This is a genomic window from Dellaglioa sp. CoH-56-MRSF-11 (assembly GCF_056782135.1).
In genome coordinates this window covers 40,325-54,050 of record NZ_JBXAYE010000007.1, presented here as the reverse complement: position 1 = coordinate 54,050, position 13,726 = coordinate 40,325, and the positions used below count along the sequence as shown (strand labels likewise).

Genomic DNA, 13,726 nt, shown 5'->3' with positions numbered 1-13,726 from the left:
ACGGATACTATGTTGTTGGCAATTTTTGAAAAAGGGGATCATTATGAATTTACCAAATAAATTAACGGTTGTGCGGATTATTTTAATTCCAATCTTCATGCTTGTATTGTTATTACCAATTGATTGGGGAATGGTTACTTGGGTTGGTACACAGATTCAGGTGACACATCTAATTGGTGCAATTATTTTTGCAGCTGCCTCATTAACAGATTTTTTAGATGGTCAAATTGCACGTCGCCAACATTTAGTTTCTAATTTTGGCAAATTTGCAGACCCATTGGCAGATAAAATGCTTGTAATGACTGCATTTGTTATCCTTGTTTCATTTAACCAAGTACCTGCATGGGTAGCTGCAATTATTGTTTGTCGCGAACTTGCGGTAACAGGATTACGATTGATTATTGTTGAAAATGATGGGGAAGTTATGGCTGCAGCTATGCCAGGCAAAATTAAGACAACAACCCAAATGATAGCTATTATTTTATTGTTTTTAAATAATGTGTTATTTGCAGCAATTAATGTACCTATGGCTGCCATTTTTCTTTATATTTGTTTATTCTTTACTGTTTATTCAGGTATTGATTACTTTGTTCAAAATAGAGCTATTTTCTCAGATTCATTTGAAAAATAAAAATATTTAGACTAAAACATTTAACCGTTTTAGTCTTTTTTAATTAAATTAGGAGGCAACATCATGCATGCAGAAATAATTGCGGTTGGTACAGAAATATTATTAGGACAAATTGTAAATACGAACAGTGCTTTCTTAGCTGAAAAATTAGCTGATTTAGGTGTAAATGTATTTTATCAGACAGTTGTAGGGGATAATGAAGAACGAATGTTAGAGGCAATTGAACTGGCTTCAAAACGAAATGATTTGGTTATCCTTTCTGGTGGCTTAGGACCAACAGAAGACGATTTAACGAAGCAGATGGTCGCCAAATTTTTAAATGAGAAGTTAGTTGAAAATAAGGACGCCATGTTAAAAATAGAAGATCATTTTACACAAACGGGTCGTCAAATGACTGAAAACAACAAATTACAAGCTTTGTATATAGAAGGATCAAAACCAATTAAAAATCATGCTGGAATGGCTGTTGGTGATTTTTACAAAGGTGATTCGTGTGATTTCTTATTATTACCTGGACCACCTAAGGAATTGAAAACAATGTTTAATAAGGAAGTTGAACAGCTATTAAAAGAAGAATATAACTTAAATAGTCATCTTGAATCAAAAGTTTTACGTTTTTATGGCATTGGTGAATCTAAATTGGTGACTGAATTAAAAGAGATAATTGATTCACAAACTAATCCTACTATTGCACCATACGCCAAGACAAATGAGGTCACTTTGCGAATTACGGCAAGTCCTACAGACAAAAAATCAGCTGTAGAATTAATTAACGAAATGGAGATTTATGTACTTTCCAAAGTTGGTGATTATTTCTATGGCTATGGGGATGACAATTCGTTACAAAATATTGTTGTAACTAAATTAATTGAAAAAAACTTATCTATTTCTGCAGCCGAAAGTTTAACAGCTGGATTATTTCAAAGTACATTAGCAGAAATACCAGGTGTCTCAAAAATTTATGATGGTGGATTTATAACATATGCTAATACAGCCAAATCTGATATTTTAGGTATTTCGACTGAAGATATTAAAAAATATGGTGTTGTTAGTGAAGAAACCGCTAAACAAATGGCCCAACAAACACAAAATAAAATGAAAACAAATATTGCTATTTCATTTACTGGTGTTGCAGGTCCAGATGAGCTTGAAAATCAGAAAGCTGGAACGGTTTGGATTGGATTAGCAATTAAAAATAGTCCCGTTATTGCAAAACAATTTCATTTTGCTGGAAATAGAGAAACAATTAGACAAAGAAGTGTTCTAAGTGGACTTAAATGGATATTTGATGAAATTAATGAGTAAATAATTAAATTTGGCAATGGATTGTTGTTGACAGCGGGGGGCAATTAACCGTAAAATACTAAAGTGTATATGAACAAAATAAAAAACATCTAAAAATTTATGATTAGTTAAATTAATCATTATTTGATGATGCGGAGGTGGACTTTTATGGGATCTATAACAACCGTATTAATCCTCGCTATCATCGCTATTATTGCTTTAGTTGTTGGAATTTTTATTGGAATTGCATATAGAAAGTCAAATTTCGAAAAAACACTTGATGTCGCAACGCATACGGCTGAAGGTATTTTAAAAAGTGCAAAGAAAGATGCTGAGACTCAGAAAAAAGAGGCTGTTTTAGAGGCTAAAGAAGAAAGTCAAAGTTATCGTGATAAAATAGACAATGAGTTAAAGGAACGACGTTCAGAAATTCAAAAGCAAGAAAATCGAGTAATTCAACGTGAAGAAACTTTAGATCGTAAAGATGGCGCACTAGATAAACGAGAACAAACGCTTGAGAACAAAGAGAAAAAAGTAACGTCTGACCAAAAACTTGTTGACACAAAACAACAAGAAGCTACTTCACTGATTCAGGAACAACAAGAAGAACTTGAAAGAGTTGCTTCTCTAACACAAACACAAGCACAGACTATTATTATGGACGATACGAAAGAATCATTAAGTCATGAACGAGCTGTTATGATTAAGGAAAGTGATAAGCAAGCTAAATCAGAAGCTGATCGTAATGCTAAAGATTTAGTTGCTCAAGCTATTCAAAGAAGTGCAGCTGACATGGTATCTGAAACAACTGTTTCATTAGTTACCTTGCCAAATGATGAAATGAAAGGCCGTATTATTGGCCGCGAAGGACGTAACATTCGAACATTAGAGACCTTAACAGGGATTGATTTAATTATCGATGATACGCCAGAAGCAGTCGTTTTAAGTGGGTTTGATCCAATTCGTCGTGAAATTGCCAAAATGACTCTTGAAAAATTAATTCAAGATGGTCGGATTCATCCGGCACGAATCGAAGAAATGGTTGAAAAATCACGTAAAGAAATGGATGAAAAAATTCGTGAATTAGGTGAACAAACAACCTTTGATCTCGGACTTCATACAATTCATCCTGATTTAATTAAAACAATTGGTCGATTAAATTATCGTACAAGTTATGGTCAGAATGTGTTAAGCCATTCTATTGAAGTTGCCAAAATAGCAGGTGTGTTAGCCGCTGAATTGGGTGAAGATGTTACATTAGCAAAACGCGCAGGATTGTTACATGATATTGGTAAAGCAGTTGATCATGAAGTTGATGGTTCACATGTGGAAATTGGCCTTGAATTAGCTAAGAAGTATAAAGAAAATGATGTTGTCATCAACACTATAGCTTCACATCATGGTGATGTTGAAGCTAAATATACTATTGCTATTCTTGTTGCAGCGGCAGATGCTGTTTCAGCTGCAAGACCAGGCGCACGAAGTGAATCGTTAGAAAATTATATTCATAGACTTGAAAAACTTGAAGATATTACACATGAATTTAAAGGTGTACAGAAAAGTTATGCAATTCAAGCTGGTCGTGAAGTACGTGTTATTGTCACGCCAAATGAAGTTAATGATATTCAAGCAACTGTCTTAGCTCGAGATATTAAAAACAGAATTGAAGATGAACTCGAATACCCAGGACATATTAAAGTGACTGTCGTTCGAGAAACAAGAGCAATTGAGTATGCTAAATAAAAAAATGATGATTTAAGATTAATTTCTTAAATCATCATTTTTTGTCTATTAAAAAGAAAAAATGTTAAACTAGTTTTATATATAAGAAAAGAGGACAACCATGCGTTTATTATTTGTCGGAGATGTCGTTGGCGATTCAGGTCAACAAATGATTAAAGAGTATTTACCAAAATTAAAAAGAAAATTTCATCCACAGGCTACCATTGTAAATGGTGAAAATGCAACGAAGGGTAGAGGTATTAATGAATCTGTCTATAAAGCATTCCTTCAAACAGGTGCTGATGTTGTAACCATGGGTAACCATACTTGGGATAATAGAGATATTCAAGATTTTATTGGTGGTGCAAAAAAATTAATTAGACCAGCTAACTTCTCAGCAAACCAAGTACCTGGGATTGGACATACAATTATTAATATTAATCAGCAAAAATTAGCTGTGATTGATTTGCAAGGACGTGTTTTTATGTCTCCTTCAGATGATCCGTTTGCAGTTGTTCAAGATATTTTAGAAGAAGTCAAAAAAGAGACTGATTTCATTTTTATTGATTTTCATGCTGAAACAACGAGTGAAAAAGAAGCTATAGCATGGTTCTTAGATGGTCAAGTATCTGCGGTAGTAGGTACGCATACACATGTGCCTACTAATGATGCGCGTATTTTACCTAAAGGAACTGCCTTTATGTCAGATGTTGGTATGACAGGACCATACGATGGTATCTTAGGAATGAAACGTGAAAATGTAATTGGTCGCTTTTTATCGCAAATGCCAACACGATTTGAAGTGGATGAAACAGGTCGTAAAACGTTATCTGCTTGTGTGATAGATATTGATGACAAAACGGGACATGCTAAAAAGATATTCCCTGTATTAATTAATGATGACCATCCTTTTATGGATTAATTTAGAGATAGGAGGGCATCTCGACTATGCCGCAAAAAACAAAACTAACGCCAATGATGATACAATATTTTGACATTAAAGCACAGTATCCTGATGCTTTTTTGTTTTATCGTCTTGGTGATTTTTATGAACTATTTTATGATGATGCTGTTAAAGGGTCGCAATTACTCGAATTAACGTTAACAACACGTAATAAAAAAGCTGATGATCCTATTCCAATGTGTGGCGTACCGCATCATGCTGCTCAAAATTATATCGATATTTTAGTTGAAAAAGGATACAAAGTCGCAATATGTGAACAAGTTGAAGATCCTAAATTAGCTCAAGGTATGGTTAAACGTGAAGTTATTCAGCTAGTAACACCAGGAACAACGATGGATAACGGTGCGAAGGAGTCTAAAGAAAATAATTATTTAACAGCTATTATAGAAGACAACAATAGTTTTGGATTTGCTTATGTTGATTTATCAACAGGTGAATTAAAAACGAGTCGCTTAGATAATTTAGATAATTTAATTAATGAAATAATGAGTTTGAGAACTAAAGAAATTGTGATTAATGATAGTTTGTCTGATGAAACAATCGAAACATTAGAAAAATTAAATATTATGCTTTCTAAACAAGAAATTGTTGAAAATCATGCTGAATCAAGTTATGCGATTCAAGATTTAACAGATTCACTAGAAATCTCGGTTGTAACTGACTTGTTAACGTATCTTTCAGTTACGCAAAAACGAAGTTTAGATCATTTACAAAAAGCAGTTCATTATGAGCCTGATTTTTTCTTGAAAATGGATCATTATTCAAAATATAATTTAGAATTAATGCAAAATATTCGAACGGGCAAGAAGCAAGGTACTTTATTGTGGTTATTAGATGACACAAAAACAGCTATGGGTGGTCGTTTACTTAAACAGTGGATTGATAGACCGCTTATTAACTATGCTGAAATTTTAGACCGTCAAAATAAGGTTGATTTATTGATTAACCATTATTTTGAAAGAAGTACGTTACAAGAAGAGTTAGTTAAAGTTTATGATTTAGAAAGATTGGCAGGACGTGTCGCTTTTGGTAGCGTAAATGGGCGAGATTTAGTTCAACTTAAATTATCGCTTAAACAAGTTCCTAAAATTAAATATGTTTTAGACGAAATTGACGATGGTACTTTTTCTGATGTTATCAATAAATTAGATCCAGTCGATGATATTTCTAATTTAATAGAACGTGCCATTGTTGATGAACCACCTTTATCAGTGACTGATGGTCACCTATTTAAACCGGGGTATAATGATAAATTAGATATTTATCAAGATGCAATGAAAAATGGTAAACAATGGTTAGCTGAAATGGAAGCCAAAGAAAGAAATCTAACGGGGATTAAAAATCTTAAAATTGGATTTAACCGTGTTTTTGGTTATTTTATCGAAGTGACAAAATCTAATATTATTAATGTTCCAAAAGACCGTTATGAACGAAAACAGACGTTGACTAATGCTGAACGTTATATCACACCTGAACTGAAAGAACGTGAAAGTATTATTTTAGGTGCTGAGAGTAAAGCGATGGATTTAGAATATAAATTGTTTGTCGAAATTAGAGATATTGTTAAAAAATCAATTGAACGATTACAGATATTAGCTCAAGGAATTGCCACGTTAGACGTCTTACAAAGTTTCGCGGTTGTTAGTGAAGACTCACATTTTGTAAAACCACAATTATTAAAAGAAGGTCATCAATTGGATATCACAGCTGGTTGGCATCCTGTAGTTGAAAAAGTGATGGGAAAACAAAGCTATATACCAAATGATGTTAGAATGCCTGAAACACTTGATATTTTATTGATTACAGGACCTAATATGTCAGGTAAAAGTACGTATATGCGTCAATTAGCATTAACGGTTGTGATGGCTCAAATCGGTTGTTTCGTACCTGCAGAGGCGGCTAAAATGCCAATATTTGACCAAATATTTACTCGGATTGGTGCAGCAGATGATTTAATTTCAGGTCAAAGTACGTTTATGGTTGAAATGAAAGAAGCTAATCAAGCCTTAGAAAATGCGACTGAGAATAGTTTAATCTTATTTGATGAACTTGGTAGGGGAACGGCAACTTATGATGGTATGGCACTCGCACAAGCGATTATCGAGTATGTGGATAAACATGTACATGCCAAAACACTTTTTTCGACACATTATCACGAATTAACGATACTTGAAGAAACCGTTAGTTCTTTAAAAAATGTCCATGTAGGTGCTATTGAAGAAAATGGTGAATTAATTTTCTTACATAAAATTCAAGAAGGACCTGCAGATAAATCTTATGGGATTCATGTTGCTAAATTGGCGGGAATGCCAGCAGAATTGTTAAGCCGTGCAACATTAATTTTAGATGATTTAGAGCTAAAAAATAAACAATCAGATAGTAAAAAAGAATTACCAACAACCATCAATGAAGATGATACGCAGTTATCTTTATTTGTTAACGAAAACTTGTCAAAGGACCAGTTAGCAGTTGTGGATGAACTTAAAGCACTTAACTTGATGAACATGACGCCAAGAGATATTATGAACGTCTTATATGACTGGCAAGAAAAATTGAACGGATAGAACTGAAGGTGAATGAATGACAAAAATAATTGAACTGCCCACAATTTTAGCGGATCAAATAGCTGCTGGTGAAGTAGTTGAAAGACCTGCATCTGTTGTAAAAGAATTAGTTGAAAATGCGATTGATGCGCATGGCACACAAGTTGATGTAGTCGTTGAGGAAGCTGGGCTTAAATTAATTCAAGTCATTGATAATGGAGATGGCATTGAGGCATCCCAACTGCAGAATGCTTTTAAACGTCATGCCACAAGTAAGATTACTTCAAGAGAAGATTTATTTAAAATCAGTACGCTAGGATTTCGTGGCGAAGCTTTACCAAGTATTGCATCAGTTGCTAAAGTGACTTTGAATACAGCTATTGAAGGGCAACCTGGGGCTGTTATTGCTGTTAACGGTGGTGAGATAGTAGATGAAAAATCATCTGCTAGTCGTAAAGGAACAGAAATAACAGTCTCTGACTTATTTTACAATACGCCTGCACGTTTAAAATATGTAAAGTCTTTGCAAACTGAAATGTCAATTATTAGCGACATGATGAACCGATTAGCAATGAGCCATACAAATATTTCATTTTCTTTAACACATGATGGTAAAGAAGTCTTGAAAACAACTGGAAACGGCCAACTGAAACAAACTATTTCAGCTATCTATGGGGTCAAAAGTGCACGCCAAATGCTTGAATTTAAGGGTCATGATTTAGATTTTAAGATTAGCGGTTATACATCACTGCCAGAATTAACGCGTGCTGGCCGACAGTTTATATCTATTTTAATTAATGGACGTTACGTTAAAAATGTTAATTTAAATAAAGCAATCATTAAAGGATATGGATCAAAATTAATGGTTGGACGCTATCCGATTACAATTTTGAATATTCAATTAGATCCCATGCTAGTTGATGTGAATGTTCATCCAACTAAGCAGGAAGTAAGATTGAGTAAAGAACCAGAATTAACTGAACTTATAAAAAAGATTATCTATGAACGTATTGCTGAAGAAAATTTAATTCCGGAAGCATTAGAGAATTTAAGTTCTAAGAAACGTGAAAAAATAGATACGGATCAATTACAATTTGATTTGAATGAAGCCTCAAGTAAATATCAAGCTAAGCCTAAATTCTCATCAGTACAAACGGATGCAGTAACAAGTGGTGAACCTAAGATTACAATTGGCGAAAATTTAAATCATTTATCAAGGAATATTGAACCAATCTCAATTCAAGTTGCTGAACAATTGGATTCGAAACGAGTTAGCACATTTGAGACACAATATGCTAATGAAATTAATGTGGCACCATTTTCTATTGTTACGCCGGATGAAACAGGCGATGTACAGAAAGAGAATGATGAAGAAATAGCTACCACGAAAAAGAGTGAACAAAGGTTTCCTGATTTAAAATATATTGGCCAAATGCATGGAACCTATTTATTTACAGAATCGGAAGACGGGTTATATATATTAGACCAACATGCTGCACAAGAACGTATTAATTATGAGTTTTATCGTAAGCAAATTGGTGACGTTTCTAGTGACTTGCAAAATCTATTGGTACCGATTGTTCTAGAATATACAGTAAGTGAAGCTATAATTATTACTGAACATACCGATATATTGGAAAAAATCGGACTCATCCTTGAACCATTTGGACAAAATAGTTTCATTATTAGACAGCATCCAACCTGGTTTAAAGAAGGGCAAGAAGAAAGTACGATTCGAGAAATGATTGATTACTTACTCACAGATGGGAAAATAGTGATTGCTGAATTTAGAGAAAAAGCGGCGATTATGATGAGTTGCAAGAGGGCAATCAAAGCAAATCACCACCTTGATGATCGACAAGCTAAGGCATTGATAAGTGAGCTAAAAAATGTTGAAAATCCATTTAATTGTCCACATGGACGACCAGTTTTAGTTCATTTTTCTAATCAAGACATGGAACATTTCTTTAAACGAATTCAAGATTCACATCAAACCGGTCACGAAGGTTAGGCTAAGAATCAATTGTTGCCAAATATTTGGTGATAATTGATTTTTTTGTAAGAAAAGCGATAACTGTATAAATAAGTGGTCTATGGTACACTATTAAAAGCAGATTCATGTAGATTAGGAAAAGTGGGAAAATAATATGTATGAGTATTTTATGGGCCAAATAACGGCTGTAACACCTTTTTATCTTGTTTTAGAAGTTAATGGAATAGGCTATCAAATTTTTGTTGCTAACCCATTTAGGTACCAAGAAGATTCAAAAAAAGTTGTTAAAATTTTTGTTTATCAGGCTATTCGTGAAAATGATATGACGTTATTTGGTTTTTACGATTTAGATGAAAAAAAATTATTTGAAAAATTATTGAATGTTTCAGGAATCGGTCCTAAGAGTGCGCTTGCTATTTTAGCCAATGATGATCATCGTGGTTTAGTTAATGCGATTAATACAGAAGATGTTAGTTATTTAATTAAATTTCCAGGTGTTGGTAAAAAAACAGCACAACAAATCGTGCTTGATTTAAAAGGTAAATTAGATGATATTGAAGGTCAAGCAACCACAATGCCAGGACAACAATCGCTTGATTTCATTCCGGCACAAGCATCACCATTTATGAAAGAAAGTCTTGAAGCTTTATCTGCTTTAGGATATTCTCAACGTGAGATTAAGGCTATTAGTAAGAATCTAGAATCATTCGAAGCAGACTCAACGGATGCTTATCTACGAGAAGGCTTAAAATTATTAATGAAAAAATAAAAGGAGGTTGATAAAATGACAGAACAACGGATTATTTCGAATGAACCGGAAGATAATCAGGAAGAATCCATTGAAAAGTCACTTCGTCCCCAATTTTTATCACAATACATTGGTCAAGATAAGGTTAAAAATGAATTAAGTGTGTATATCCAAGCTGCTAGACAACGTGAAGAGGCACTTGATCATGTATTGTTGTATGGGCCACCTGGGTTAGGTAAAACAACACTTGCAATGGTTATTGCAAATGAAATGCAAGTGCAAATTAAAACAACTAGTGGACCAGCAATTGAAAAATCTGGAGATCTTGTGGCACTTTTAAATGAATTACAACCTGGGGATGTCTTATTTATTGATGAAATTCATCGTTTACCCAAGATGGTTGAAGAAATGTTGTATTCAGCTATGGAAGATTTTTTTGTAGATATTGTTGTTGGCCAAGGCCCAACAGCACATCCCGTTCATTTTCCACTACCTCCATTCACATTGATTGGTGCAACAACACGGGCGGGCCTTCTATCAGCACCGTTACGAGATCGATTTGGGATTGTTGAACATATGGCCTATTATAATCAATCTGATTTGCAAGAAATTGTCATTCGATCAGCAGATATTTTCAATACAAAAATTGAAGAAAGTGGCGCTCATGAGTTAGCTCGACGCTCACGTGGAACACCACGAATTGCGAATCGCCTATTAAAAAGAGTTCGTGATTTTGCAGAAGTTTCTGACCAAAGTGAAATTAACCAAGCAACGGCTGATCATGCGTTAAATCTACTTGCCGTGGATAACCGTGGATTAGATGAGACAGATCGCAAACTTTTAGAGACTATGATTGATTTCTATCAAGGTGGTCCAGTTGGTTTGAGTACGTTAGCAGCCAATATAGGGGAAGAAACAGAGACCATTGCTGAAATGGTTGAACCTTATTTAATGCAAATTGGCTTTATAAAACGCACACCAAGAGGGCGAGTTGCAACAATGGAAGCTTATGAACATTTGAATCGACCTTATGACTTTAACGAGAATAAATAGAGAAGGATGACGATATTTTGACTAAACAACTAAGTACTGAAGATTTCGATTATGAATTGCCTCAAGAATTAATTGCGCAAACACCCTTAGAAGAACGTGATGCATCTCGGATGTTAATCTTGGATCATGAGACAGGTAAAATCAAGGATGATTATTTCTATAATGTAATTGACCAATTAAATGCTGGGGACGCTCTTGTAATGAACGATTCGCGGGTGATGCCTGCTAGAATTCATGGAATTAGACCTGATACTGGTGGCCACATCGAAGTGTTGCTATTGAACAATACTGATGGTGATAACTGGGAAACATTAGTAAAACCTGCTAAAAAAATGAAGGTTGGTTCTGTGATTAGTTTTGGTGATGGCCGCTTAACGGCAACGATCATTGAAGAGCTAGAACATGGTGGCCGCATGATTCGTTTTGAATATGAGGGTATATTTATGGAAATTCTGAATGAACTTGGCGAAATGCCGCTACCTCCTTATATTAAAGAAACGCTTGAAGATCAAGAAATGTACCAAACGGTTTATTCAAAGGAAGTTGGATCGGCAGCAGCACCTACAGCTGGTTTACATTTTACAAATGAATTATTAGAAAAGATTGAAGCTAAAGGTGTTCATCTTGTTTATTTAACGCTACATGTTGGATTAGGGACATTTAGACCTGTTAGTGAAACGAATATTGCAGACCATAAAATGCATAGTGAATTTTATCGTTTAACTGAGGATGCAGCTCAACAATTAAATGATGTTCGTAAATCAGGTGGTAAAATTATTGCGACAGGAACAACTACAATTCGGACACTTGAAACAATTGGCTCAAAATTTAAGGGCGCTATTCAAGCTGACAGTGGTTGGACGGAAATTTTCATTAAACCAGGATATGAATTTAAGGTTGTTGAAGGATTTATAACTAATTTTCATTTACCAAAATCAACATTAGTAATGTTGGTTGCAGCATTTACAGGAAGAGAAAATATTTTAAACGCATATAAACATGCAGTTGATTCTAAATATCGATTCTTTAGCTTCGGCGATGCAATGTATATTAAATAGGATGGAGAATTAATAATGGTAGAGCCCGCAATTAAGTATCGGTTAATCAAAAAAGACAAACGGACAGGTGCCAGACTTGGTGAAATTATTACACCTCACGGAACTTTCCCAACGCCAATGTTTATGCCCGTAGGTACACTAGCATCTGTTAAATCAATGGCACCTGAAGAATTAGACGAACTTGGTGCTAATATTATCTTATCAAACACCTATCATTTATGGTTACGCCCCGGTGAAGATGTCGTACAAGAAGCTGGTGGGTTACATAAATTTATGAATTGGGATAAAGGTATTTTGACTGATTCGGGTGGCTTTCAAGTATTTTCATTAGCAAAGATGCGTGATATTACTGAGGAAGGCGTCAAATTTAGAAGTCATCTAAATGGAGAAAAATTATTCTTATCACCAGAAAAAGCGATCCACATAGAAAATGCTTTAGGTGCGGATATTATGATGAGTTTTGATGAATGTCCACCATTTTCTGAAAGTTATGACTATATTAGCAAATCAGTTGATCGGACAAGCCGCTGGGCTGAAAGAGGACTTGAAGCTCATTTGAATCCGAAAGAACAGGCTTTATTTGGAATTGTTCAAGGTGGCGGTCATCGAAATTTGAGAGAACGAAGTGCGCGTGATTTAGTTTCAATGGACTTTCCTGGTTATTCAATAGGTGGGTTATCGGTAGGGGAATCAAAAGCTGAAATGAACCGCGTTTTAGATTTCACAACGCCATTGTTACCAGAAGACAAGCCACGGTATCTAATGGGTGTTGGTTCAGCTGACGCCTTGATTGATGGGGTGTTACGTGGAATTGATATGTTTGATTGCGTGTTACCAACACGTATTGCTAGAAATGGGACAACAATGACTTCAATGGGCCGTGTTGTTGTAAAAAATGCGAAATATGAACGAGACTTTAGACCATTAGATGAAAACTGTGATTGTTATACATGTAAGAATTATACGCGTGCTTATTTACGTCATCTGATTAAAGCAGATGAAACATTTGGTATTCGTTTAACTAGTTATCATAATTTGTATTTTTTAACACATTTAATGGCTGATGTTCGTCAAGCTATTATGGATGACAACTTATTAGAATTTCGTGAAGCATTTTTTGAACAATATGGATTTTATGATAAAAATCCTAAGAATTTTTAAATTTTTTTGAATAACTGTGGTGTTCAGTCAATAAGTTTGATACCCTTGTGTAGTAAGAAAAAAGAAATAGAGGTGACTTATTAATGCAATATAGTAGTATTTTAATGATTGTGGCTTTATTCGTCTTGATGTATTTCATGATGATTCGTCCACAAAAAAAACAACAACAAAAACAACAAGATATGATGAACCAATTAAAACCTGGGGATGCAGTAGTAACTATTGGTCGTTTACACGGCGTTATTGATAGTTTTGATGAAGAGGCAAAAACTGTTACACTTGATTGTGACGGTATTTTCTTAACATTTGAACGCTCAGCAATCGCACGTGTCCTTCCTGCCGCAGTTAAAGTAGAACCTGCAGCTGCAGTTAAGGAAGAAACAACTACTGATGCAGTTATTGAAACAAAAACTGAAGAAGATAAATTCTCTTCTGACGAAAAATAATTATTTTCAAGTATTAACTTTGTGCTAATCAGAGTTAATACTTTTTTTATTGTCTAGTTTAAGACCAACTTTCTTGTTTATTTTACTAATAAAATGTAAACTTATACTATTGATTTTACTAAT

The 13,726-nt window shown here is 34.4% G+C and carries 11 protein-coding genes; all 11 read left to right on the top strand.

Going from position 1 to position 13,726, the window contains the following annotated elements:
- Positions 1-43 precede the first annotated feature (43 nt).
- Positions 44-631 (top strand): CDP-diacylglycerol--glycerol-3-phosphate 3-phosphatidyltransferase, encoded by a 588-nt coding sequence (pgsA, locus tag AC1RPT_RS07265; RefSeq protein WP_481761849.1) that lies wholly within the window; start codon positions 44-46, stop codon positions 629-631.
- Positions 632-694: 63 nt separating this feature from the next.
- A complete protein-coding gene (locus AC1RPT_RS07260) occupies positions 695-1,936 on the top strand; it encodes a competence/damage-inducible protein A (RefSeq protein WP_481761848.1) in 1,242 nt (413 codons plus the stop codon).
- Positions 1,937-2,083: 147 nt separating this feature from the next.
- Entirely contained in the window at positions 2,084-3,658 is a 1,575-nt protein-coding gene (gene rny / locus AC1RPT_RS07255; RefSeq protein WP_481761847.1) for a ribonuclease Y, read from the top strand.
- 100 nt (positions 3,659-3,758) lie between these two features.
- Entirely contained in the window at positions 3,759-4,559 is an 801-nt protein-coding gene (locus AC1RPT_RS07250) for a TIGR00282 family metallophosphoesterase (protein WP_409021448.1), read from the top strand.
- Positions 4,560-4,585: 26 nt separating this feature from the next.
- Positions 4,586-7,165 carry a DNA mismatch repair protein MutS gene (gene mutS, locus AC1RPT_RS07245; RefSeq protein ID WP_481761846.1) on the top strand — a complete coding sequence of 860 codons (2,580 nt, stop codon included), beginning with the start codon at positions 4,586-4,588 and terminating at the stop codon, positions 7,163-7,165.
- A 16-nt stretch (positions 7,166-7,181) separates the two neighbouring features.
- Complete coding sequence (gene mutL / locus AC1RPT_RS07240) at positions 7,182-9,155, top strand: DNA mismatch repair endonuclease MutL (protein WP_481761845.1); 1,974 nt, start codon at positions 7,182-7,184, stop codon at positions 9,153-9,155.
- 136 nt (positions 9,156-9,291) lie between these two features.
- Positions 9,292-9,906 carry a Holliday junction branch migration protein RuvA gene (gene ruvA, locus AC1RPT_RS07235; protein ID WP_481761844.1) on the top strand — a complete coding sequence of 205 codons (615 nt, stop codon included), beginning with the start codon at positions 9,292-9,294 and terminating at the stop codon, positions 9,904-9,906.
- Positions 9,907-9,921: 15 nt separating this feature from the next.
- Positions 9,922-10,938: a Holliday junction branch migration DNA helicase RuvB gene (ruvB, locus tag AC1RPT_RS07230; protein ID WP_409021443.1), complete on the top strand. Its 1,017-nt coding sequence runs from the start codon at positions 9,922-9,924 to the stop codon at positions 10,936-10,938.
- Between the two features lie 17 nt (positions 10,939-10,955).
- Entirely contained in the window at positions 10,956-11,996 is a 1,041-nt protein-coding gene (queA, locus tag AC1RPT_RS07225) for a tRNA preQ1(34) S-adenosylmethionine ribosyltransferase-isomerase QueA (protein ID WP_481761843.1), read from the top strand.
- A 15-nt stretch (positions 11,997-12,011) separates the two neighbouring features.
- Positions 12,012-13,157, top strand: coding sequence for a tRNA guanosine(34) transglycosylase Tgt (gene tgt / locus AC1RPT_RS07220; RefSeq protein WP_481761842.1), 1,146 nt, complete (start codon positions 12,012-12,014; stop codon positions 13,155-13,157).
- An 83-nt stretch (positions 13,158-13,240) separates the two neighbouring features.
- Complete coding sequence (gene yajC, locus AC1RPT_RS07215) at positions 13,241-13,603, top strand: preprotein translocase subunit YajC (RefSeq protein WP_409021441.1); 363 nt, start codon at positions 13,241-13,243, stop codon at positions 13,601-13,603.
- The last annotated feature ends 123 nt before the right edge of the window (positions 13,604-13,726 follow it).